Raw genomic sequence first — 22,454 nt, 5'->3', positions numbered from 1 at the left:
GCACAGGAACCGTACGGCGGGCCTTACTTGGCGACGGCGCCGAAGGCCGGGATGACCGAGCCGTTGTAGGTGTCCTCGATGTACTTCTTCACCTCAGGCGTGGTGGAGCTTGACGAGGACGGCGAACGAGCCGTCGGGGGCGCCCGTGAGCAGGTACATCTCCCAGGGCGGCAGCCCCCGTTCGACCGGCCGCTCCATGAGTTCGCCGGCCAGCCGGGCGGTCTCGGCGCCGAAGTCGGCGCCGGGCAGCGCGATCTCGTGCACGTGCCGTCGTACGTCGAAGTGCTTGTCCGTGGACCAGGCGGCGCCGCCGACGGGCAGCAGGACGTCGCGGACCCGCATCCGCAGCCGGGGGACGGCGGCGGCGCGGCTGCCCAGGAGTTCCAGGACGCCGGACGGGTCGCCGTCGGCGGGCAGCGGGCCGAAGTGGGCGAGGGCGCCCAGGTGCATGGGGTGGTCGGAGGACTCGAGGTGCCAGAACGCCAGGTCGAGAGGTGCCAGAAGCTCGCTGCTCAAGGTGTCCCCATCAGCGGGTGCGGGTCGGGAAGGACGGGAGAGGGGTGGACGGCGGAAGCGGAAGGACGGGAGGGGCGGGGTGGACGGCGGAAAGGTCGAGGTGGACGGCAGGAAGGGCGCGGGCAGGCGGCGGAAATCGGGTGGCTGGAAAGTGAAGTCAATCGCGGACGGTCGGTTACGGTCAAGTACGGTCTGTATACGCGGGGTTAACAATGAACTCGCACCACACGCACTTGCCGCTGCCGCGCGACTCGACACCCCACACGTCCGAGAGCCGGTCCACGAGCATCAGGCCACGGCCCGAGACGCCCGCCTCCCCCGCCTCGCGACGGCGCGGCAGCGCGCTGGAGCGGTCCTCGACCTCCACCCGCAGCCGCCGTTCCGGGCCCGCCAGCATCCGTAGGGTCACGATCGCCCCGCCGTCGGTGTGCATCAGCGCGTTGGTGATCAGCTCGTCGGCGACCAGTTCGATCTCGTCCGAACGCTCGCCGGCGCCCCAGGCCCGCACCGCGGCCCGGATCATGTGGCGCGCCGAGCTGAGCGCCTCCGGGTCGCTCTGCGCCACGTGCTGCTGGAGCCGGCCGCCGGACTGCGGGAAGTACTCCCCCTGCCGCCGGAGCAGCAGGAGCGCCACGTCGTCCTCGCCACCGCGCTCGTCCACGACGTCGCAGAGGTGGTCGGCGAGCTGCTGGAGGTCGCGCGGCCCGCCCCGGACGAGCGAGCAGAGCCAGCGCAGGCCCTCGTCGAGGTCGGCGCCCGGCTTCTCGACCAGCCCGTCGGTGTACAGCAGGAGCGTCTGCCCCGGGGACAGCTCCAGGGTGGTCGCCGGGTAGTCGAGCCGGTCGAACTCGGCCGACAGGCCCAGTGGAAGCCCGCCGTCCACCGGCAGCCGGCGACAGCTTCCGTCGGTGTCCTGGAACAGCGGGTCGACATGACCGGCGCGGACCACGTTCAGGATGCCCGTCGTGAGGTCCGCCTCGACATAGGTGCAGGTGGCGAAGCGCTCGGTGTCGAGTTCGTGCAGGAAGACGGAGGCCCTGGCCATGACCGTGGCGGGGCTGTGCCCCTCGGCGGCGTACGCGCGCAGCACGATGCGCAGCTGCCCCATCACGGCCGCCGCGTGGGTGTCGTGGCCCTGGACGTCGCCGATGACGGCGCCGACCCGGCCGCCGGGCAGCGGGATGATGTCGTACCAGTCGCCGCCGATGTCCCGGCCGAGGCGGGCGGAGCGGTACCGGACGGCTATCTGCGCGCCGGGCACGTCCGGGATGCGGCGGGGCAGCATCGCCTGCTGGAGCCCCTCGGCCAGGTCGTGGTCCTGCTCGTAGAGCATGGCGCGCTTGAGGCTCTGCGCGATGCTGCTGCCGAGCGCGACGAGCAGATTGCGCTCGTCGGGGCTGAATCCGGTCCGGTCGCTGTAGAGCAGGCCGAGCGCGCCGATCGGCCGGGCCTGCGCGATCAGCGGGAGGTACGCGGCAGAGGTGATGCCGAGGCCGCTGATGTGGGGCCACAGGATCGGGTACGAATCGGCGAAGTCCTTCGGCGACTCGATGAACCGGGGGGTGAGGGTCCGGATCACCTCACCCATCGGGTACGGCTCGTCCACCCGGGTGAACCGGGTGCCGGGAACGAAGGCTCCTTCGGGCCCCTCGGCGACGAGGTGGATCCGGCCGGCCTCCAGGAGCCCCAGGACGAGGCTGGTGGCGCCGAAGTACTCGAGGCCGTGCGAGTCGTTGAGGATGTCGATGACGTCCTGGACGGTCCGGGCGTGGGCGAGGGCCGCCGTGGTGCTCTCCACGACGCTGGTGCGGGCGCGCCGGCCCTCGTCGAGGCCGAGCCGGGCGGCCTGCTCGCTGACCTCCTCCGAGGCGTCCCTGACGATGCCGACGATACGGACGGGCCTGCCGGTGTCGTCCCGTTCGATCTGGCCCTCGGTGTGCGTCCAGCGCGGTGTGCCGTCCCGCAGCCGGACCCGGAAGTACGCGCCGTAGTGGTCGCTGCCGTCCTTCAGCGCGTGGCTGACGAGCGTGTCGAGCTGCCGCCCCTCGTCGGCGGTGACGCGCGAGCCCAGGGTCGCGGGGTCGCCGTCGTACTCGTCGGGCCGCAGGTCGAAGACCCTCAGGGCGCCCTCGCCCATGAGCATCACGCCGGTGAGCAGGTCCCAGTCGAAACTGCCCATCCGGAACGCCCGGCCGTAGTCCCGGAGGAAGCAGCACGCCAGGCCCGCTGGGCCCGACTCACAGCGGCAGGGCACCACCGCTTCGCCTCCCCCGCTTCCCGCGCTCATGGGGCCACGCTAGGCGCAGCCCCGTCGGAGCGCACGGCGGAGATCATCGGTCGCTCAGCCCTCGAAGGTCTCCGGCTGCTGGGGAGCCGTGTCGCTGGGGAAAAGGTCCTCGAAGGAGGGCCCGTCCGTCTCGGGTGCCGGTTCGGTCTCCGGCAGGGGTTCGACGGGCGGTTCGGGGGCGGTCGGCTCGCTCGGGGCCGGGGTGGGGCAGCCGGGCGGGATCGACGGCGTCCCCGTGTCGGGGGAGGTCGTGTCGGGGATGCCGGTCGGCTCCTCCGAGGGGGATGTGGCGGGCGGCAGCGAGGGGCAGTCGGTCGTCGGCGAGCCGTCGCGATGCGGGGACGCCGGCGAGGAGGGGTCGCCGGGTGCCGTCGGCTCGCCCGGCACGGTCGGGCCGTCGGTGACCGAGGGGGACGGTACGGGGACGGGCGTACCGGTCAGGTGGCAGTCGGCGGGGTCGCACGGCGGGGTCACGGCCGGACGGGTGTCCCGCTCGCCGTCGGTGCCGGTCTTCCGTTCGATCCAGGTGTTGTCGTCGACGTTCACGATCACCAGGCTGGTGACGACCGTGGTCGTCGGCGTGATGACGACGACGCGGTCGGGGTGATAGCCGCCCCAGGGCCGTCCCTTGTGGGTGGCGCCCTGGACGGCGACCGGCGAGCGCAGCGGGTTGCCGCAGGCGCAGCGGACGCGGGGCGTGCCGTACTGGTCGACGAGGACCGCCGTGCCGGCCTGGAGCACGGACTGGAACGCGGTGGGGGCGCCGTCGCGGTAGCCGTGGTTGGTGACGCGGGTGTCGGCGCGCAGGACGACGGGGGTGAGACCGCGCAGCCAGCCGGCGAGGGAGGTCTCGGGGAGTCCGGCCGCCTCGGCGAAGGCGCGGGCCTTGGCCCGGTCCTCGGCGAAGAAGGCGACCTGCTGCTCGACGTCGCAGCTGGCCTCGGAGCGGGTGCCGCCGTAGAGGCCGGGAGTGGAGCCGGTGACCTCGCGGACCGTCTGCGGCGGCGCGGGGGACGCGGGGGTGTCGGGCGGGGTGGTCGTGGGGCGGCTCGGGGTGCCGGCCGTGGCCGTGGAGCCGGTGAACGGATCGGGCCCCCGGGCGGCGACCGGCTGGAGGAGCACCTCCTGGGCGGCCGCTGTGGCGGTGGACCGGACCGCGCCGTTGCCGCCGCCCTCGTCGCCCGACGAGCAGCCCGCGAGCAGCAGCACGGCGCCGAGCGTCGCGGCGGCGAGCGCCCTGTGTGCGGTGACGTGGGGCCGTGACGACCTGCGTGTCGGTGAGCGCACGTGGTTCTCCCGCCTCTTTCCACCCCGAGACATTCCTTCATGTCTGTCGCACGGCGCGCCCACCCGCAAGCGGGGCGGGTCCGAGCGGGCGAGAAAGAGACTTGAACACGTTCAAGGGAAGCCCTACCCTCGGAACCAGTCGGTTTGAACACGTTCAAGCGGAGGAATCGCCCCATGGCCCGTCTGATCCGCGACCTCGCCACGCCCGCGAAACCCGCCACACCCGCGACAACCGCCACGCCCGCCCGGTCCGCCGCGCCGGCGGGCCTCACCTACCGCGAGGTCGGCGCCACGGCGCGGGACTTCCTCCCCGGCGGCTACCAGCACCTCCACCACATGGTCCGCGTCGGCCGCGGCCGGGACGACTTCGAGGCGGCCGGGGCAGCCGTCACCACCTGGCGGATGCACCGCGCCTCGGGCGCCCGGGTCCGCACCGAGGCCGTGCGCGCCGCGCCGGGCGCCCTCGTCGAGGTCGCGCTGGGCCTCGGCCCGGTCCGCTTCACCGCGCCGTGCGAGGTGGTCTGGACGGCGTACGAGGAGGACCGCGTCGGCTTCGCCTACGGCACGCGCGCGGGGCACCCCGAGAGCGGCGAGGAGTCCTTCGTCGTCGACCTCCACCCCGACGGCACGGTCTGGTTCACCGTCACCGCCTTCAGCCGCCCGGCGGCCTGGTACACGCGCCTGGCGGGACCGCTGGCCCCCGCCGCCCAGCGCGCCTACGCGCGCCGCCTCGGCCGGACCCTGCGGCACGTCGTCGCGGGATGACTCCGGGCGGCGCTCGGGGCGAGACCCGGGGTTACGCTCCTTCTGTAGGGAAATGTTCTGATCCGGGAGGCAGCCGTGAGCCAGTCCCAGTACGACATGTACAGCACTCCCTCCCAGGCCGAGGGGGAGCGGCAGGAAGAGGACATGGACGCGCTGCAGCGGGACCACCGGCACCCCGCGACCGCGCGCACCACACCGTCGCAGGCCGAGGGCCAGCGGAACGCCGACGAGGAGGAGAAGGCCTGACGCCCGGCCCGGACGGCGCCGATACGGGAAGCGATGGAGTGGTTCACCGCACCGGACTACTGGCTGAGCCGGATCGTCTTCCAGCGCGGGCTCGCCGGGCTCTACCTGGTGGCCTTCCTCTCGGCCGCGCTGCAGTTCCGGGCCCTGATCGGCGAGCGCGGCATGCTCCCGGTACCGGAGTACCTGCGCCGGGTGGAGCCGCGCAGGGCCCCCAGCCTCTTCCACTGGCGCTATTCGGACCGGCTGTTCTCGGCGGTCTCGTGGAGCGGCGCGGCGCTGGCCCTCGCCCTGGTGGCGGGCGCGGGGGACGCGGTGCCGCTGGCCGTCTCGATGCTCTGGTGGGCGGTTCTCTGGGCGCTGTACCTGTCGATCGTCAACGTCGGCCAGACCTGGTACGGATTCGGCTGGGAGTCACTGCTCCTGGAGGCCGGCTTCCTCTCGGTCTTCCTCGGCAACGACGACACCGCGCCGCCCGTCCTCGTCCTGTGGCTGCTGCGCTGGCTGCTCTTCCGCGTCGAGTTCGGCGCCGGACTCATCAAGATCCGCGGTGACCGCTGCTGGCGGAACCTGACCTGCCTGTACTTCCACCACGAGACGCAGCCGATGCCCGGCCCGCTGAGCTGGTTCTTCCACCGTCTGCCCCGACCGCTGCACCGGGTCGAGGTGGCCGCCAACCATGTCGTCCAACTCCTCGTCCCGGTGCTCCTGTTCACCCCGCAGCCGGTCGCGACGGTGGCCGCCGGGCTGATGGTGGCGACCCAGCTGTGGCTGGTGCTCTCGGGGAACTTCGCATGGCTGAACTGGCTGACGATCGTCCTCGCGCTCTCGGCGATGGACGGCTCGCTCGTCGTGGGCGAGCACCCCCAGCCCGACCCGCCGGTCTGGTTCGTGGTCGTGGTCGTCGCCGTGACCGCCCTGGTCCTGGTCCGCAGCTACCGGCCCGCCCGCAACCTGCTCTCGCGGCGCCAGGCCATGAACCGCTCGTACGACCCGTTCCACCTGGTCAACTCGTACGGCGCGTTCGGCACGGTCGGCCGGATCCGGGACGAGATCGTCGTCGAGGGAACCGACGACCCGGTCCCGCGGGAGGACACGGTGTGGAAGGAGTACGGCTTCAAGGGCAAGCCGGGCGATCCGCGCCGGCTGCCGCGCCAGTTCGCCCCGTACCATCTGCGGCTCGACTGGCTGATGTGGTTCGCGGCGCTCTCCCCCGTCTACGCCCGCGAGTGGTTCGGCCCGTTCGTCGAGCGGCTGCTCGACGGGGACCGGGACACCCTGCGGCTGCTGCGCCACAACCCCTTCCCCGACGCTCCCCCGGCCCTCGTCCGGGCCCGGCTGTACCGCTACCGGTTCACGACCTGGCGCGAGCTGCGGGAGACGGGGGCCTGGTGGCACCGCACGCTGGTGCGGGAGTACCTGCCGCCGGTCGGGCTCGGGGCCCCCGGACATACCCGTGCCCCCGGGCGCGGGGGCGGCCGGGGGCACGGGTGAAGCGGTACGACTCGGTCGGTACCGGAGCGGGTCAGTCGATACCCGGCAGGATGTGGGGCTCGGCGAGGTCGTCCTCGTAGCCCGCCAGCCGGATCGGGGCCGCGTGGGCCCACACGTCCAGGCTTCCCAGCTCACCGGAGCGGTGGGGCCGCTCCGGATGTTCGGCCGGTCGCTGTTCCTGCTTCGTCAGTTCTGGTGTCACCGCGCACTCCCTTGTGTCGCGTACCTATGTGGACATGGCCGTTCGGTCGCGGTGGCGCCGTTCTTCGGGCGGGACCGCGGCCTTGGTGGCAGGCCAGTCCCCAGGCAGGCCGTGAGGGTTTGGTGAAACCCTGGTGGCCGACCGTGGACATCAGACTAACCAAATGAGCGCGCCATCGCTCTATGGGGCTCGGAAGTGTGATGCGATCGAGTGAATTCCGGACATCAGAGCGATGAGGTCCGGGAGAACTGGGGTGACGGGAGGGTCACCCGTTCGACTGTCGGGTCACCCGTACGCCCACCCGCCTACCAGTTACCGGGCTTGTAGTCCTTGAGGAAGCAGCCGTAGAGGTCCTCGCCCGCCTCGCCGCGGACGACGGGGTCGTAGACGCGGGCGGCGCCGTCGACCAGGTCGAGCGGGGCGTGGAAGCCCTCATCGGCCAGCCGCAGCTTGTCGAAATGGGGACGCTCGTCGGTGATCCAGCCGGTGTCGACCGAGGTCATGAGGATGCCGTCGCTCTGGAACATCTCCTGGGCGCTGGTCCGCGTCACCATGTTCATCGCGGCCTTCGCGGCGTTGGTGTTCGGGTGCCCGGCGCCCTTGTAGCCACGGCCGAAGACGCCCTCCATCGCCGAGACGTTGACGATGTACGCGCGCCCGCTGGCCGCCTTCTTCGCGGCGTCGGCCATCACCGGGCGCAGGGCGCTGATGAGGATGAACGGCGACGTGTAGTTGCAGAGCTGGGTCTCCAGCAGCTCCACCGGGGAGATCTGGTCGATGGTCTGCACCCAGGTGTTGGTGTCGACGACGTCCGGGACGAGCCCGCCCGCGTCGATGGCGCTGCCGTCGCGGTGGCGCTCGACGCTGGCGTTGCCCGCGACGAGCGCGAGGTCGGCGACCTTCTGCGCGTCCAGACCGCTCACCCCGACGGGCAGCGCGGCGAGACCGTCGACCGCTCCGGAGTTGAACGCGCCGATGACCTGGTGCGCGGGCAGCTCGCCGGCGGGCAGCGGCGCGCTCTCGCCCTCGACGAGCGCGGCGTACGCGGAGGGCAGCCGGCGGACGGTCTGCGTCGCGTTGTTGATGAGGATGTCCAGCGGGCCCCGCTCGGCGACCTGCTCGGCCAGGGCGACCGCCTGCGCGGGGTCGCGCAGGTCGATACCGACGACCTCCAGACGGTGCATCCAGTCCGCCGAGTCCTCCATCGCCTTGAAGCGGCGGATTGCGTCCTTGGGGAAGCGGGTGGTGATCGTGGTGTGGGCGCCGTCGCGCAGCAGCCGCAGCGCGATGTACATGCCGATCTTGGCCCGGCCGCCGGTGAGCAGCGCGTGCTTGCCGGTGAGGTCCGTGCGGGCGTCGCGGCGCATGCGGTTCTCTACGGCGCACGGCTGGCAGAGCTGGTGGTAGAAGTAGTCGACCTCGACGTACCGGGTCTTGCAGACGTAACAGGACCGGGGGCGCTGGAGTATCCCGGCGATCTTGCCGGCCTCGGTGACCGAGGAGGGCAGCAGGCCCTCGGTCTCGTCGTCGATGCGCTGCGCGGAGCCGGTGGCGGTCGACTCGGTGACGGCCTTGTCGTTCGCCGTCTTCGACGCGCGGCGCTCCTGGCGACGGCGCTGCTTCACCGTGCGGTAGATCCCGGCCGTGGCGCGGCGGACGGTGATCGCGTCGGGGTGGTCGACGTCGAGCTCGTCGAGCTCGTCGAGCACGCTCAGGCAGACGGCCAGGCGATCGGGGTCGATACCCGGCCCGTACCCCTGGGTTTCTTCGGTCACCGTCATGGCCTCTGCCGTTCCTCGCTCGCCGGTCGCGCCGGTCGTTCCGGTCGTTCCAAAAGAGGAACTTTACGGAGACGTGGGCCCGGTCTCCAAACCCGTTTGCCGTACACGGGCGGGCGGGTGGTCGAAGACACAGTCGCCGCAGAGGCCGCCGGAGGGGCAGCGGTAGTAGAGGCAGCAGCTGGTACGGCGCAGCGCGCGGCCCTCGACGGTGCGGGCGAGGTCGGGGTGGGCGAAGAGCCCGGAGACGAGTTCGGCGGCGCGGGCGGCGACCTCGGGCCGGTCATGCGCGCGGGCCCAGCGGGTGAGTTCGCGCAGAGCACCGGCGAGGGCCGATCCGGCGTTGCCCCAGAGCAACCGGGGCGAGATCCGGCCGTCGCGCCGGAAGGCCTCGTGCAGCGGGACGAGGTGCGCGGTCTGGACGGCGTCCCGGAGGTCCGCCACGGTGGCGGGCCGGGTGCCCGTGCCCGCCCACCACAGGTCCTCGGGCGAGGTCAGGGCCGGGTCCCAGAACAACTCGGCCGGGTCGAGGTCAGGGAACCGGCCGAAGAGCGCGGCGGGCCCGAGCGCGATCGACCAGAGCCGCGCCGCGAGACCGAGGTGGGCGATGGAGGCGGCGACACGTCGCTCCGGCGCCCCGAGGCGGTCCCCGACCCGGTCCACGCGGCCGGTGAGAGGGGCGAGTCCTGGCCCGCCCCCGGCCGCGTACAGCCGCGCGAGCGGCGTGTGGCCACCGGCCGTCCGCCGGTCCGCCGTCGCCGGGGCGGACGCCTCAGGGGCCGCCGTCCGCAGAGCGAAGAATCCGCCCACGGACGAGCTCTCGACGAGATCCACCGCCACCACACCCCCACTGCTTCGGTTCTCCCGGCTTCCCCGGCGGTGATCACCGTAGCCGGTCCGAGGAGCGGGCCAATGTGGCCCGGAGAAGGCGGCGACTGGCTCGGGATGGAACGTCCGTCCGGGCGCGATCATGGCTGCCCGGTTCGGCCCCGATACCGGAAAAGTTCCCAATGCACCCCTGTTGACCTGCGCGGTTGTACATCCACAGGCGTACAGCACAGGCCCGTACTGCGACGGCAGTACGTCCGAAGGCGTCCCCTGGTCTGACGACGTGAACGCTCGGAAGAGAGATCGTTGTAGGTATGAGCCCCCTCCTGCTGTCCGTGCTCCTGTCACTGGTCTCGGCGGTCGCCTACGCGGCCGCGGCGATCGTGCAGGAGCGGGTCGCGGCCTCCGCCGCCGGCCTCACGTACGCACCGCTGCGCAACCCGGCCTGGTGGGGGGCCGTGCTGCTCAACGGTCTCGGGGCGGCGCTGCACGTGGCCGCGCTCGCCTACGGCCCGCTCAGTGTGGTCCAGCCCCTGGGCGCCCTCACCATCGTCTTCGCGCTGCCCATGGCTGCCCTCTTCGTCGGCCGCAAGGCCGGTCGGACGGCCTGGCGCGGCGCGCTGATGGCCACCGTGGGCCTCGCCGGGCTGCTCAGTCTGACGGGCGGCAGCGACGGCCAGTCCCTGGCGGACGCGGAGCGCTGGCTGCTGGCCGCCGGGACCTTCGGAGTCGTCGCAGTGCTCTTCACGGCCGCGCACGTCGTGGGCCGCTCGGTGCTGCGCGGCATCGTCCTCGCCGCCGCGGCGGGCGTCGCCTTCGGGATCGCCTCGGTCTTCACCAAGACCGTGGCCGAGGAGTGGACGACGAGCGCCCCGCTCGCCCAGTGGCCGAGCCTGCTGGTCCTCTCGGCCCTCGCCGTGACCGGACTCCTGCTCTCCCAGGCCTCCTACCGGGGTGCCGGTCTCGCGGCGCCGCTGGCGACGGTGACGGTCGTCAACCCGGTGGTGGCCGCGACCGTCGGCCTCACGCTGTTCGGCGAATCCTTCCGCTACGGCGCGGCCGGCACCGTCGCCGCGCTGATCTGCGGCGCGGTGGCGGCACTCGGCATCGTCCAGCTCACGATGGAGCGGCTGACGGGTCGGCCCGACTCCCTGTCGGTGTCAGAGGCGCCGACGTCGGAGACGCGGTCAGATGGAGACGCCCCGGGCGCGGAGGTAGGCGAGGGGGTCGATGTCGGACCCGTACCCGGGACCCGTGCGCACCTCGAAGTGGAGGTGCGGCCCCGAGCTGTTGCCGGTCGATCCTGAACGGGCGATGCGCTGCCCGCCGTTGACCCGCTGCCCCTCACGCACCGTGAGCGCGGAGAGATGCGCGTACTGGCTGTACCGCCCGTCGTCGTGCCGGATGACGATCTCGTAGCCGTACGCCCCGGCCCACCCCGACGAGACGACCTTGCCGGGGGCGACGGCCTTGACGGACGTACCGGTGGGCACCGGGAAGTCGACACCCGTGTGGTAGCCGCTGGACCAGGAGGAACCGGAGACGCGGTAGCGGGTGCCGATCGAGGCCGCGACGGGCGCGGAGAAGCTGTCGGAGCGCGCCTCGGTCCTGACGGCGGGCTTCGAGTCGGGCTTCGTCCTGCTGACGGGAGCCTTGGTGGCGGGGGCTTTGGTGGCCGGGGGCTTCGTGGCGGGGGTCCTGGTCGCCGGGGGCTTGGTCGCCGGGGCCTGGGTGGCGGGAGCCTTCGTCGCCGGGGGCTTGGTGGCTGCCGGGGGCTTCGCCTGATCGCTCTTGCCGGGCGCGGTCTTCCCGGGAGCGGTCTTACCGGGAGCGGTGTTCCCAGGGGCCGTGGGCTTCTTCGGGGCGGGGGCGGTGATGCGGAGGGTCAGCTTCTGGCCCGGGTGGATGAGATCGGGGTCGTCGCCGACGACGGCGCGGTTCGCCTCGTACAGCCGCTGCCAACCGCCCTTGACCCGCTCCTCACGCGCGATGCGGGAGAGCGAGTCACCCGGGGTGACGGTGTACATCTCGCGGACCTGCGGCACGGTGGTGGGCGTCGCCCGGTCCGCCGGGGTGCGGGTCTCCGGAGCGCTCGCCGACCGCTGGCGCGGCAGGGAGGCGGGGACGACGCCCGTGTTCCCCTGCTGGGTGAGCCCGGCGCGCGGGGAACAGGTCGGCCAGGCATCCGGGCCCTGTCCCTTGAGGACCTTCTCCGCGATGGCGATCTGCTGGTCCTTGGAGGCGAGGTCGGCGCGCGGCGCGTACCGCGTACCGCCGTACCGCTCCCAGGTGGACTGGCTGAACTGGAGCCCGCCGAAGTAGCCGTTTCCGGTGTTGATGCGCCAGTTGGAGGAGGACTCGCAGGCCGCGACCTTCTCCCAGACGTCGAGGGAGGCGGCTTGGGCCGCCCCGGCGGCGACGAGCGGGAGCGCGATGCCGGCGCCGCCCGCGGTGACGGTCAGCGAGGCACGGTTGATCCGGCTCGGCTGGTACCGACGGTGTCGTCCCCGTAAGGCCATGGCCCCCCCTTGAGCACGTGCGCTGAAGGCATCAGCAGTCGCCCAAGGTAGGGGAAGGTCACAGCCCGTGACAAGGGTTCCGGGCTCGTTCGAAGCGTGTTCAGCGCCCCGCGGGCCCGGGCTGGGGCTGGGGTTCGGGGTCCGGGAGGGGCGCGGGTCCCGGCGGCTCGGGCACCGGGTTGGGCGGCGGTACGGGAGGCGGTTCGGGCACCGGGGCCGGTGGGGAGGGGGGCGGACCCGGCGTCGGGATCGGCCCGGGCGGCACGGGGTCGGGGAACGGATGGGTCATGGCGGGGTCGGGCCTCTCGGTCGACGACGGGGCCGTACGGCTACGGCTCCAGGCTCTCCCGGGGCGTCTGCCCGCGCCCGCCGGGACCATTCATCCGTGGCGGGCCACGGCGTCCGCGGCCGCCGCGAGACCGAGGCGGGGGCTGGAGAGGACGGGCAGCGGGGTCGTGGTGCGTGCGGCGGCGTCGGTCATGGACGCCTGGGCGAGGACGACCACACCACCCTCGGTGGGGTCGACGCGGTCCACGGCGGCCGCGACGGCGTCCAGATACCCGTGGAGGTCGCCGGCGAGGAAGCGGTCCCAGGCGCCGTGCACGAGGAGGGTGGCGACCTCCGGACCCGGGTCCCCTGCCTCCTCCCGGAGCAGGTCGAGCGTGGGAGCGAAGGTGGACTCGACGGACGCGACGACCACGATCCTCCCCCGGCCTCGGGACCGGACGGCTTCGGCGGCCATCGGACGGTCGACCCGGAGGACGGGCACGCCCAGCTCGGCGGCGAGGCGTTCGGCGACGCCGCCGAGGGTGGAACAGGTGCACAGGACGGCGGAGGCACCGTCGCCGACGGCCTCGGCGAGGAGGTCGCGGACGGCGCCCGCGACGGCTTCGGGGCCCTCGGCCCGGGCCCGCACGAGCAGTTCCTCGGCGACGACGTGCCGCAGGGCGAGACCGGGGTGGTGGTCGTCGCGGAGCCCGTCGAAGACGGGCACATGGACCGGCGAGGTGTGCAGGAGGACGAGGGTCACCACAGCTCCGGGGTGGCCTTGAGCTGAACCTCGGCGGCGCGGACGACGTCCTCGTCCGGCACCGGAGCCTCGTCGGGGTGTTTCTCGGCCCACGTGGCGGCGTACGGGCAGAGCGGCACGACGGGGACGCCCTCGCGAGCGGCGATGGCGTAGAACTCCCGCACGAGCGACCCGGCGATGCCCTTGCCCTCGTCACCCGCCTCGACGACGGTGTGCACGGCCACCAGGGCGTGGGGTGCGGCGTCCAGGACGAAGTAGACGACGACACCGACGTACCGGCCGTCCTCGAACGCCTCCAGGCGCCCCTTCTCCCGGTCGTCGCGGATCTCCGGCGCGGCGGCCATGCGCCCCCTCTTCCCTAGGGCCGGTCGAACGATCAGGCGCGCGCGGCCACGGCGTGCGGGGCGCGCTCGGTGTCGCTCCCGGGCACGGGCGCGGAGGCGTCGCCCCCGAGCTCGACGATCCGGTTGTCCGCGTCCACGTGCACGACCCGAGGCACGAACGCCCGCGCCTCGGCGTCCTCGACCTGGGCGTAGCTGATCAGGATCACCAGGTCCCCGGGGTGGACGAGATGCGCGGCGGCCCCGTTGATCCCGATCACTCCGGACCCGCGCTCCCCCTCTATCACGTACGTCTCGAGCCGGGCCCCGTTGTCGATGTCGACGATGTGCACGAGCTCCCCGGGCAGCAGATCGGCCGCCTCCATGAGATCGGCGTCGACGGTCACGGACCCGACGTAGTGCAGGTCGGCCTGGGTGACGGTGGCGCGGTGGATCTTGGACTTGAACATTGTCCGAAACATGAACAAACTCCCAATTTGTCTGCTCCCTGCCTGCTTCCCGCAGGTCAAGGGCGTTCGCTGGAGCCTACAAGGGTTCGCACGGTCGGTCAGCTGCCCCCAGGTGTTTCAGGGCTCACACAGACCACTTGTTGACCTTCCTGATGCACCGCCAGGTCGGATCGGGATGCAAGGCCCGCCCGTCCGCTCCCCCACAGCGACGGCGCCTGCCCCGCCAACCGGGCCGGCGTCCGACGGTGCCGTTCGCCGACGGGTTGGCCGAGCGCGCGGGCGGCGGTGACAGCCCTGGCTGCGGAGGCAGGGCAGGCTCATCCACTGCAACTGCTTGCGCACCGCCCCTCGCGGACCTCGCACTGCCGTGCCTCAACGAAGCAGAAGCGCTCCCCTGGGTGCTGGCTCGGGTACCCGCCGGGTGGCGGGCCATCGTCGTCGACAACGGGTCGACCGACGGCTCGGCGGACATGGCCCGAAGCCTCGGCGCGACCGTCGTCCACGAGAGCCGGCGTGGTACGGGCTCGCGGCGCTCCTGGTCCTCGCGGCCACCGGGGTGCGGTCGCGGCGCGGGACCGGCGGGAGTCAGCCCGAGGGCGGCTCCATCCAGGCATCGGCGCCGGGGTCGCCGCCCTCGGCCCGAACAGCCAGCCGGCCGACGTAGTGCTGCCAGCCCTCGGCGTGCGCCGCGCACGCCTCCGGGGAGGGGAGCCCGCTGTGGACCAGGCGCAGCAAGGTGCCGTCGGCCGTGGGCTCCAGAGTGATCTCCACAGTGCTGGATCCGGGCGGGACGGGCATGGGGCCCGTCTCCCAGCCCCAGGTGAAGACGAGCCGTTTGGGCGGGTCGACGGTCACGAAGTGGCCGGCGGCGATGTTCTCGCCGGTGACCCGGGTTCGGTACGCGCCGCCGGGCTCGAAGGAGAAGGTGCCGTCGGCGCCCATCCATGACAGCCACTTCTCGCGGTCGGTGAAGAACCCGAAGACGGTCTCGGGGCGGGCGGCGATGTGCCGTTCCAGGGTGACGGTGTCCGCGGCGGGCGAGGGGGTCGTCATGAGGAGGTCTCGTTCCGTTCGGCCTCTTCGGCGAGCCGGGCCAGGGTGTCGAGCTTCGTGGCCCACATGGCCTGGAGGTAGTCGGCGAGCGGGCCCAGCGCCTCCCGGTCCGCCCGGTAGAACCGCTTCGTCCCATCCTTACGCAGCGTGACGAGACCGGTGTCGCGCAGCACCTTGAGGTGCTGGGAGACCGCCCCGAAGGTGACCTCGAATCGGCCCGCGATGTCCCCGGCCGACAGCTCGTCGTCCCAGATCAGCCGCAGGATCTCGCGCCGTCTGGGTTCGGCTATCACCTGTACCGCGTCCATGCCTCGAATTTTAGTCGAGGCTTCAGCTTGCCGCCTCTAACGTCTTATTTTAGTCTTGGCTCAAATAATCCCCCCACGGGAACGCCCAGCACGAGCAGGAGCACTTCATGGCCGCCATCACCTACGAGACCGACATCGCCGCCGACCGGGCCACGGTCCTGGAGGCGCTCAACACTCACGACGGCCTCACCGGCTGGTGGACGAACGACGTGAACCGCAAGGACGACGTCCTCTTCTTCAACTTCCCCGGCGTCCCCGAGCCCTTCCGGCTCCGCCGCGACCGGGCCGACGAGGACCGCGTCGTGTGGGTGAACATCGGCGCCTTCCCGCCCCATTGGGCCGGCACCACCATCACGTGGGAGCTCTCCGACTCCCCCGGCGGCGGTACTCGCGTCGCCTTCTCGCACTCCGGCTTCCCGGACGGCGAGCCCGAGATCCCGATGATCAGCGAGACCTGGGGCACCCTGATGACCCGCCTGAAGGACTACGCCGAGACGGGCGAGCCCAAGCCCTTCTTCACGGTCTGAGGATTCCGAGGATTCCGATGAAGGTCATCGACTCCGTCGCGTGGCAGACCCCGCCGCCCGTCACGGTCGGCTCCCGCATCGCGTTCACCGCCCGCTTCCTCGGCCGGCGCCTCGCCTACACCTACGAGATCACCGCCTACGAGCCCGGCCGGAGGCTGGTGATGCGGACGAGCGAGGGCCCCTTCCCCATGGAGACCACCTACACATGGGAGCCGCACGGCGCTAGGGGCGACGGCACCCGCATGACGCTACGGAACCGGGGCGAGCCCAGCGGCTTCGCGGCACTCGCCGCCCCCGTGATGGAAGCCTCGATGCGCCGCGCCCAGAACAAGGACCTGGCACGCCTCAAGGCACTCCTGGAGCCAAGCACCTGACTGGGGCCGCTCGGGAGGGCCCGGCCGCTCAGCCTTCGTTGACGCTGCGTCACTTCGGCGGGAGCGTGCTCGCGAAACCCACGGCCGTCGTGATCCAGTGGTCGAGGACCCGGTCCTCCCCGAGCGCGGGGCCGCCGACCGTCACCCAGCCGCGCATGGGCTTGCCGGTGAAGTCCATCGGGCGCGCCTCGGGGCGGGCCAGCGCCTCCTCGGCCCGCTCGGGACCCACCCGGACGATGAGTTCGTCGCCGACCACGCCGACGGTCATGTTCCCGCCCAGCAGGAAGGCCAGGCCGCCGAACATCCGCTTCTCGGTGAGGCCCGGCCGCTCACCGAGCTCCTCCCGGATCCGCTGGGCCAGACCTTCGTCGTACGTCATGGAACCCACTCTCCCGCACGACCCGACAAAGCGCCCTGCGGGCGGCCGTCAGTTGGCCGGCACCACCCGGGTCACGGGCCGCCGGCGTCGCCGTCACCGCACGGCTTCGCGTGCCCGTCGCTCGCGTCGTGCCGCTCGCCGTCGAGGTGCCGATTCATGCCAGCGCCGGACGAGGAGGACCGCTGCCGAGGCGACGAAGAGCGCAGCCGTGATCAGCAGCCAGCGCTCCAGGAACCCGTCGGCCGGGAGCCCTGTGTACGCGGTGTAGTGGTCGACCTGCCCCAGGATCAGTGGCCACCAGACCAGCAGCAGAAGCCCCGAGACGAAGACCGGGACACGCACGTAGTTGACGCTCGGCCTCGGCGACCTCTCCCCCGGGATCTCCTGGAACAGGCGCTGCGCCGCCCGGTCCGTCACCACGTACAGGGGGAGCAGGACAAGGTCGTGCAGGAGTGCCGCCCCGACGAACCACAGGGCCACGCCCAGGGTGTCCCCCTTGAGCAGACGGACGCCGGCGTACGCGGCAAGGGCGAACGAGGCCAGCACGAGCAGCAGGTGGAGCGGGGAGGCTCCGTAGCGGCGTCGGAAGGTGGCCCTGTGGCTCATGCCGGCCCTCCGAAAGGTGATCCGGCCGACCCACTTGGTGTTGTGGACGCCGGGCGCGCCCGGGACGATCACGCGGGCCGGGTAGCCGTGGTCCTGCGAGAGGACGGCCCCGTTGACGCGTACGGCAAGGAGGGAACGGTGGTCGCGTACCTGGTTGTCCCTCAGCACGACCGAGCTGAACGCCCCTCCCCGCTGTACCGATTCCACCAGGGCTCTCGGGGTGTCGGTGCCCCGTCCGACCAGTGCGGCCAGGTCGGTGAGCCGGACCCCGCTCCACAGCTGGTCGGGAGTCGACCAGCCTTCCACGCAGGCGATGGGCAGGGTCGCTTCGTGCTGCTCCATGGCCAGCAGCTCGTCCTGGGTCAGGACGACTTGGCGGCCCGCGCCGCGTACGGTCAGCCGCCAGGCGGGGCCGATGTCGCTGGGCCGGATGCCGACGGACGCCGCGGTTTTGTTGATCTGGAAGCCGTTCGGTCCTGAGCCGGGATCCTGGCCGTGCGGGGCGAGCAGCGCAGTCCGGCGCCACCAGCCGCCCACGCTCTGCCCGGCCGTCACCACGAACAGCGCCAGGGACCCCAGTCCGACCATGCCCAGGGCTCCCCGGCGAGAAATGGTCGGGGGTGCCGGCCGGGGCGAGGCCAGCCCGGCTTCCTCCTCGGTACCGGCTTCCGGCAGCTCGCGGCCGTACCTCACCGCGCGGAGGGCACGCGGCAGCCGGAAGGCCACGTGGACGACGAAGGCGCCGATGAACACCCACGCCCCGTAGAAATGCAGGACGTAGAAGGAGCCCGGGAAGATGTAGTGCAGCTGCACGTTGAGGATGCCGGTGGCGAACTCAAAGATGGCGCCGCCCACCAGAAGCAGCAGGGACATTCGCTCAATGCCCTGACTGACCGACCGCACGGGCGGCCACTGGAACAGCTTCGGGATGACCGACCACAACTTCGCCAGCAGCACCGGCACCAGGACGACACCCAGGACCACGTGCACACCCTGGTTCACCCGGTAGAGCCAGTACGGCGAGGTCGGCCAGGAGAACAGGTAGAAACCGAGCCACCCCTTGTCCGGCGTCTGGTCGTTCACCGGTGACAGATCCGGGTTGTACGCGGCGTACGACAGCAGGCCCGTCACGAACAACACCATGACCCCGACCAGCAGCACGAGCCCGAGCACGGCGGTCAGCCACAGCCCCCGCAGCGGGCTGCGCCAGAACTCCGGACGGGTCGGCCCCTGTGGGGGCCCCGACGCGACGACGGAATTCACGGCAGTCTGCAAGCGCCTCAGAGGAGCAGGACGCTCTGGAGGCTCAGACGGCGCCGGCGGTGTGGGCTCGGACCGGTTCCGCTCGCTGTCGCTCGCCTCCACCAGGACACCTCCGCACACTCACCAGTCGCCGGGACGAACATCCCCCACGGGAGGCCGGACCGGCTCCATGACACGCCCACGATCCACGCCCACGATCCGCCTCTTCCGCGGCGGTTTCGGCCGACTGTTCCGAGGGCGCCTGCTGCGCCTCATCCACATGGGTCGGACGTCAGGCCGTTCACACGAGGTGGTCCTGGAAGTGGTCGCCCGCGACCGCGATCAAGGCACATGGACCGTCGCCTCCAGATTCGGCCCGAATGCCCAGTGGTACCGGAACCTCCCGGGCCGCACGTACCCTCTGCCAGTACATGGGCTTCACGGCCGACGGCAGCGTGGCCGCCTACCGGACGGCGGGTGAACGGATCCCGTTTCGTGCAGCTGGAGGCCGCAGACCGCTGACGCGTCTCATGGCTGCGCGGAGGACGGAGATCTCGGCTGCTGGGTGGCGAGGCGAGAAGGTCCACGACTCGTCGTACGCGGGCGGGCTCCAGGTGGGCGTGGAGGGGGGCGCGAATGGACCCGCGCGATTCTCCATCATCCCCTCATCACGATGGCGAAGGCCACGCTGGCGAAGATGAGGAAGGAACCGATGGGGTTGTTCGGGTTGTGTTGTAGCGGTTCGTCCCGCATGCGCTCGTCTCCCAGCACACCGGCGAGGCTCAGTAGCGCCGCGGTCAGGGACCCTGCATACAGCGTGAACGCGGCGTAGCCGCGTGACCTGGCGACGCGCGCACTGCGACCGCGCGCGCCCAGCACGGGGTCCATCCGCGCAAGAAGGCGATCCCGATAGGCACAAGGCCGGCCGTGCACAGCACGATCCACACGACCTGAAACTTCATCAGTCACCTTCCGCTACTGCAGATCCGAGCAGCCAGGAGCCCGGCGAGGATGACCCATGGGACGGCTGCAGGTCCGGAATGCGCCCAGCCCACCGCGCCGAGGACCGCGGGTCCCGCGTCCTCCATGGTCATCGGCTGCCACGCGCTGGCCCCGTCTGGTAGATGTCGGGGATGCCGTCCGCGTCCTCATCGCGCTCTTCGTCCTCCCACAGGCGCCGGTAGAGGCGGTTGCGGCGGCGCAGCAGCGCCGCAGCGAGGACCGCGGCGGTGAGCGAGCCGATCAGGACTGCGGCCTTGATGTGCTCGGCCTCGGCGGCGTTCGGGAAGGCGAGTTCGCCGATGAGGAGGGCCACGGTGAAGCCGATGCCTGCCAGCGTGGCGAGCCCGAACACGTCGGCCCAGGCGAGGTCGGGGTTGAGCTGGGCACGGGTGAAGCGGGCTGCGAGGTAGGTGCCGAGGAAGATGCCGAGGATCTTGCCCACGACCAGACCGAGGAAGACCCCGAGCGGTTCCGGGTCGGTGAAGACGTGCGTGAGCGCGGCGCCCGAGATGCCGACGCCTGCGGCGAAGAGGGCGAAGAGCGGGACGGCCACGCCCGCGGAGAAGGGATGGACGAGGTGGGAGACACGCGCGCCCGGTGAGGCTTCCTCCCCCTTGTCCCGGGTGGTGCGCAGGATGAGGCCCATGGCGACACCGGCGACGGTGGCGTGGACGCCGGAGTTGTACATCAGTGCCCAGATGCTGACGCCGAGCGGGACGTACCACCACCAGCCGCGGACCCGGAAGCGCTGGAGTGCGTAGAAGAGGATCAGGCCGGCGAAGGCTCCGCCCAGGGCCCAGAAGTTGAGGCCGCTGGTGAAGAAGATCGCGATGATGAGGATGGCACCGAGGTCGTCGACGACGGCGAGGGTGAGCAGGAACGCCCGCAGGGCGGCGGGCAGATGGGTGCTGATGACAGCCAGGACGGCGAGGGCGAAGGCGATGTCGGTGGCCATGGGAACGGCCCAGCCGTCGATGCTTCCGCCGCCCGACGCGGCGACGAGGGTGTAGACAGCCGCTGGTACGGCCATGCCGCACAGGGCAGCGATGACGGGCAGGGCCGCCGTGGCGGGGGTGCGCAGTTCGCCGACGACGAGTTCGCGTTTCAGCTCGATGCCCGCGACGAGGAAGAAGACCGCCAGGAGGCCGTCGGCGGTCCAGTGGGCGACCGACAGGTCCAGCCCCAGAGCGGGGATGCCGAAGTGGAAGTCCCGTACGGACTCGTAGGCCGCACTCCACGGGCTGTTCGCCCACACCAGCGCGACGACAGCCGCCGCGAGGAGGACCAGACCACCGACCGTCTCCGTCCGCAGGGATTCGGCGATCGCTTGGCGTTCGGGCCAGGGCAGCAGTCCGAAGACGGGCTTGCGCGAGCGTGCCTGGGTCATGGGGAGGAGCCTCCGGGGCATGTCGACTGATGGGCGCACAGGCCTCTCGGACGCCGACCAGACTTCCCGGCACACCAGCATCGAATTGATGCGTTCTTAACACCCTATCGGGTGGCCGGGGGTCTCACCAGGCGTCTCTCACCTGCTGGAACAAGGGTGAAGGGCCCTGTCCCCACCAAGGCGCGAGGTGGGGACAGGGCCCTTCGGGAGCCGGGCCGCCGGGGGGACGGTCAGACGGTGGTCTTCACCGGCTCCTCGTCGGTGTCCTCGTCCGTGTCGAGGCCGGCGTCGCGCTTCTTCACGAAGGCGAGGAAGGAGTTCAACTCCCGCTTGACGACAGGGGCGAGGAGGTACAGGCCGATGATGTTGATGACGGCGAGCATGAACAGCACCGCGTCGGCCATGTCGATCAGGGTCTGCAGGGTCAGCAGCGAGCCGGCCACGGCGAACAGGGTGTAGGAGACCTTGAAGGTCACCTCGCTGGCCTTGCTGCGGCCGAAGAGGTGGGTCCAGGCCTTCATGCAGTAGTAACCCCACGTCAGCACCGTGGAGATGGCGAACAGCATGACCGCGATGGTCAGGATGTACGGGAACCAGGGCAGGACCGTGGCGAAGGCGTCCGAGGTGAGCGTCACTCCACCGATGGACTCGCCGCCCTCACGAACCTCGACATAGCTGGCGGGGTTGGCGATGACGATGGTCAGCGCGGTCATCGTGCAGATGACGACCGTGTCGATGAACGGCTCGAGGAGGGCCACCAGGCCCTCGCTCGCGGGGTGCTTGGTCTTCACCGCGGAGTGGGCGATCGGGGCGGAGCCGAGACCGGCCTCGTTGGAGAACGCGGCCCGCTTGAAGCCGATGATCAGCGCGCCGAGCACACCGCCGGCGACACCCTGGGGGTTGAAGGCGCCCTCGATGATCGTGGAGATCGCGGCGGGGACGGCAGTGACGTGGACGGCGATGACGACGAGACAGGCGGCGATGTAGATGCCGGCCATCGCCGGGACGAGCTTGCTGGTGACGGAGGCGATCGAGCGGATGCCGCCGAGGAGCACGATGCCGACCAGGGCCGCGATCAGGATGCCGAAGAAGAGCGCGCCCGCGGAGCCGCCCATCAGGCCGTTCTCACCGCCGGTGACGGAGACGAGCTGGGCGTAGGACTGGTTGACCTGGAAGAGGTTGCCGCCGAACAGGCCGAAGAACAGCACGAAGAACGAGGCAAGGACCGCGAGGACCTTGCCGAGCGTCTTGCCGTTCTTGCCGAAGCGCTCGGCGAGGCCCTTGGGCAGGTAGTGCATCGGACCGCCGGAAACGGTGCCGTCGGCGTGCACCTCGCGGTACTTCACGCCGAGCGTGACCTCGACGAACTTCGTCGCCATGCCCAGCAGACCGCACAGGATCATCCAGAACGTGGCGCCCGGGCCGCCTATGGAGACCGCGACAGCGACACCCGCGATGTTTCCGAGACCGACCGTGCCGGAGACGGCTGCGGTCAGCGCCTGGAAGTGGTTGACCTCGCCGGCCGACCCCTTCTCGTCGTACTTGCCCCGCACCACGTTCACGGCGAGCTTGAACTTGCGCAGCTGGACGAAGCCGAACCAGCCGGTGAAGACCAGACCGGCGACGACGAGCCAGGCCACGATCAGCGGCAGCTCCGTACCCCCGACGGGGACGGAGTAGAAGACCACTTCTCCGAGCCAGGTGGCTATGGGCTCGAAGAAGCCGCTGACCGCCTTGTCGACGGACTGGGTGAAGGAATCGAGTGACACGGTGGGGACCTCAGTAACGCAGGACCGGCGCGCGGGAGGCTGCGCCGGTGGATGTGCGGGCTTTGAGC

Annotated in this window: 21 protein-coding genes and 3 pseudogenes; 7 read left to right on the top strand and 17 right to left on the bottom strand. The window is 71.5% G+C overall.

Annotation, left to right across the window (positions count from 1 at the left end; all coding sequences use genetic code 11):
- Positions 1-96: 96 nt before the first annotated feature.
- The 3 genes and pseudogenes from AB0E14_RS07025 to AB0E14_RS07015 form a co-directional block, all read right to left on the bottom strand.
- Positions 97-516, bottom strand: a pseudogene (locus tag AB0E14_RS07025) (wax ester/triacylglycerol synthase domain-containing protein); the annotation flags it as partial.
- A gap of 181 nt (positions 517-697) precedes the next feature.
- Positions 698-2,803 carry a SpoIIE family protein phosphatase gene (locus tag AB0E14_RS07020; RefSeq protein ID WP_362413291.1) on the bottom strand — a complete coding sequence of 702 codons (2,106 nt, stop codon included), beginning with the start codon at positions 2,801-2,803 and terminating at the stop codon, positions 698-700.
- 54 nt (positions 2,804-2,857) lie between these two features.
- Positions 2,858-4,090 carry a DUF6777 domain-containing protein gene (locus tag AB0E14_RS07015; RefSeq protein WP_362413289.1) on the bottom strand — a complete coding sequence of 411 codons (1,233 nt, stop codon included), beginning with the start codon at positions 4,088-4,090 and terminating at the stop codon, positions 2,858-2,860.
- A 174-nt stretch (positions 4,091-4,264) separates the two neighbouring features.
- Between AB0E14_RS07015 and AB0E14_RS07010 the strand changes: the two genes are divergently transcribed.
- From AB0E14_RS07010 to AB0E14_RS07000, 3 genes are all read left to right on the top strand, one after another.
- On the top strand, positions 4,265-4,855 hold the full coding sequence (locus AB0E14_RS07010; protein ID WP_362413287.1) for a DUF1990 domain-containing protein: 591 nt from the start codon (positions 4,265-4,267) through the stop codon (positions 4,853-4,855).
- Positions 4,856-4,930: 75 nt separating this feature from the next.
- Entirely contained in the window at positions 4,931-5,101 is a 171-nt protein-coding gene (locus AB0E14_RS07005) for a hypothetical protein (protein WP_362413299.1), read from the top strand.
- A 33-nt stretch (positions 5,102-5,134) separates the two neighbouring features.
- Positions 5,135-6,592, top strand: coding sequence for a lipase maturation factor family protein (locus tag AB0E14_RS07000; protein ID WP_362413285.1), 1,458 nt, complete (start codon positions 5,135-5,137; stop codon positions 6,590-6,592).
- Between the two features lie 31 nt (positions 6,593-6,623).
- On the opposite strand, the gene AB0E14_RS06995 is transcribed toward AB0E14_RS07000, so the two are convergent.
- From AB0E14_RS06995 to AB0E14_RS06985, 3 genes are all read right to left on the bottom strand, one after another.
- Positions 6,624-6,794 (bottom strand): hypothetical protein, encoded by a 171-nt coding sequence (locus tag AB0E14_RS06995; RefSeq protein ID WP_329113262.1) that lies wholly within the window; start codon positions 6,792-6,794, stop codon positions 6,624-6,626.
- 305 nt (positions 6,795-7,099) lie between these two features.
- On the bottom strand, positions 7,100-8,575 hold the full coding sequence (locus tag AB0E14_RS06990; RefSeq protein ID WP_362413282.1) for an SDR family NAD(P)-dependent oxidoreductase: 1,476 nt from the start codon (positions 8,573-8,575) through the stop codon (positions 7,100-7,102).
- 63 nt (positions 8,576-8,638) lie between these two features.
- The gene (locus tag AB0E14_RS06985) at positions 8,639-9,406 is read right to left on the bottom strand and encodes a (2Fe-2S)-binding protein (RefSeq protein WP_362413280.1); all 768 of its coding nucleotides are present in this window, start codon (positions 9,404-9,406) and stop codon (positions 8,639-8,641) included.
- Positions 9,407-9,714: 308 nt separating this feature from the next.
- On the opposite strand from AB0E14_RS06985, the gene AB0E14_RS06980 reads away from it, so the two are divergent.
- On the top strand, positions 9,715-10,707 hold the full coding sequence (locus tag AB0E14_RS06980) for a DMT family transporter (protein ID WP_362413278.1): 993 nt from the start codon (positions 9,715-9,717) through the stop codon (positions 10,705-10,707).
- Here AB0E14_RS06980 and AB0E14_RS06975 read toward each other — a convergent pair.
- The 4 genes from AB0E14_RS06975 to panD all read right to left on the bottom strand — a co-directional run bounded on the left by AB0E14_RS06975 (position 10,588) and on the right by panD (position 13,751).
- Entirely contained in the window at positions 10,588-11,919 is a 1,332-nt protein-coding gene (locus tag AB0E14_RS06975; RefSeq protein WP_362413276.1) for a transglycosylase family protein, read from the bottom strand. The genes AB0E14_RS06980 and AB0E14_RS06975 overlap by 120 nt on opposite strands.
- 379 nt (positions 11,920-12,298) lie before the next feature.
- Complete coding sequence (locus AB0E14_RS06970) at positions 12,299-12,949, bottom strand: aspartate/glutamate racemase family protein (protein ID WP_362413274.1); 651 nt, start codon at positions 12,947-12,949, stop codon at positions 12,299-12,301.
- Positions 12,946-13,293 (bottom strand): N-acetyltransferase, encoded by a 348-nt coding sequence (locus AB0E14_RS06965; protein WP_362413272.1) that lies wholly within the window; start codon positions 13,291-13,293, stop codon positions 12,946-12,948. The genes AB0E14_RS06970 and AB0E14_RS06965 overlap by 4 nt, the downstream gene beginning before the upstream one ends.
- A gap of 32 nt (positions 13,294-13,325) precedes the next feature.
- Positions 13,326-13,751 carry an aspartate 1-decarboxylase gene (gene panD / locus AB0E14_RS06960; RefSeq protein WP_362413270.1) on the bottom strand — a complete coding sequence of 142 codons (426 nt, stop codon included), beginning with the start codon at positions 13,749-13,751 and terminating at the stop codon, positions 13,326-13,328.
- Between the two features lie 350 nt (positions 13,752-14,101).
- Between panD and AB0E14_RS06955 the strand changes: the two are divergent.
- Positions 14,102-14,266: pseudogene (locus AB0E14_RS06955) on the top strand (glycosyltransferase); the annotation flags it as partial.
- 58 nt (positions 14,267-14,324) lie between these two features.
- On the opposite strand, the gene AB0E14_RS06950 reads toward AB0E14_RS06955, so the two are convergent.
- Complete coding sequence (locus AB0E14_RS06950) at positions 14,325-14,792, bottom strand: SRPBCC domain-containing protein (protein ID WP_362413268.1); 468 nt, start codon at positions 14,790-14,792, stop codon at positions 14,325-14,327.
- Positions 14,789-15,100, bottom strand: a complete 312-nt coding sequence (locus tag AB0E14_RS06945; protein WP_362413266.1) for a metalloregulator ArsR/SmtB family transcription factor — start codon at positions 15,098-15,100, stop codon at positions 14,789-14,791. The genes AB0E14_RS06950 and AB0E14_RS06945 overlap by 4 nt, the downstream gene beginning before the upstream one ends.
- Positions 15,101-15,207: 107 nt before the next feature.
- Here AB0E14_RS06945 and AB0E14_RS06940 point away from each other — a divergent pair, with 107 nt between their 5' ends.
- Together AB0E14_RS06940 and AB0E14_RS06935 are read left to right on the top strand one after the other, a co-directional pair.
- Entirely contained in the window at positions 15,208-15,627 is a 420-nt protein-coding gene (locus AB0E14_RS06940; protein ID WP_362413264.1) for an SRPBCC domain-containing protein, read from the top strand.
- A gap of 17 nt (positions 15,628-15,644) precedes the next feature.
- Entirely contained in the window at positions 15,645-16,001 is a 357-nt protein-coding gene (locus AB0E14_RS06935; protein ID WP_362413262.1) for an SRPBCC family protein, read from the top strand.
- Positions 16,002-16,050: 49 nt separating this feature from the next.
- Here the strand turns inward: AB0E14_RS06935 and AB0E14_RS06930 are convergent, their stop codons facing one another.
- The 5 genes and pseudogenes from AB0E14_RS06930 to AB0E14_RS06910 form a co-directional block, all read right to left on the bottom strand.
- Positions 16,051-16,380, bottom strand: coding sequence for a TfoX/Sxy family protein (locus AB0E14_RS06930; RefSeq protein WP_362413259.1), 330 nt, complete (start codon positions 16,378-16,380; stop codon positions 16,051-16,053).
- Positions 16,381-16,998: 618 nt separating this feature from the next.
- Positions 16,999-18,249: pseudogene (locus AB0E14_RS06925) on the bottom strand (molybdopterin-dependent oxidoreductase); the annotation flags it as partial.
- Positions 18,250-18,885: 636 nt separating this feature from the next.
- Positions 18,886-19,116, bottom strand: coding sequence for a hypothetical protein (locus AB0E14_RS06920; RefSeq protein WP_362413257.1), 231 nt, complete (start codon positions 19,114-19,116; stop codon positions 18,886-18,888).
- Between the two features lie 202 nt (positions 19,117-19,318).
- Positions 19,319-20,617, bottom strand: a complete 1,299-nt coding sequence (gene nhaA / locus AB0E14_RS06915) for a Na+/H+ antiporter NhaA (protein WP_362413255.1) — start codon at positions 20,615-20,617, stop codon at positions 19,319-19,321.
- A 230-nt stretch (positions 20,618-20,847) separates the two neighbouring features.
- Positions 20,848-22,386 (bottom strand): alanine/glycine:cation symporter family protein, encoded by a 1,539-nt coding sequence (locus AB0E14_RS06910; RefSeq protein ID WP_362413253.1) that lies wholly within the window; start codon positions 22,384-22,386, stop codon positions 20,848-20,850.
- Positions 22,387-22,454 lie beyond the last annotated feature (68 nt).

The sequence above is a fragment of the Streptomyces sp. NPDC047981 genome, assembly GCF_040653315.1.
Classification (GTDB): Bacteria; Actinomycetota; Actinomycetes; order Streptomycetales; family Streptomycetaceae; genus Streptomyces.
This window is presented reverse-complemented; position numbering and strand designations above follow the sequence as displayed.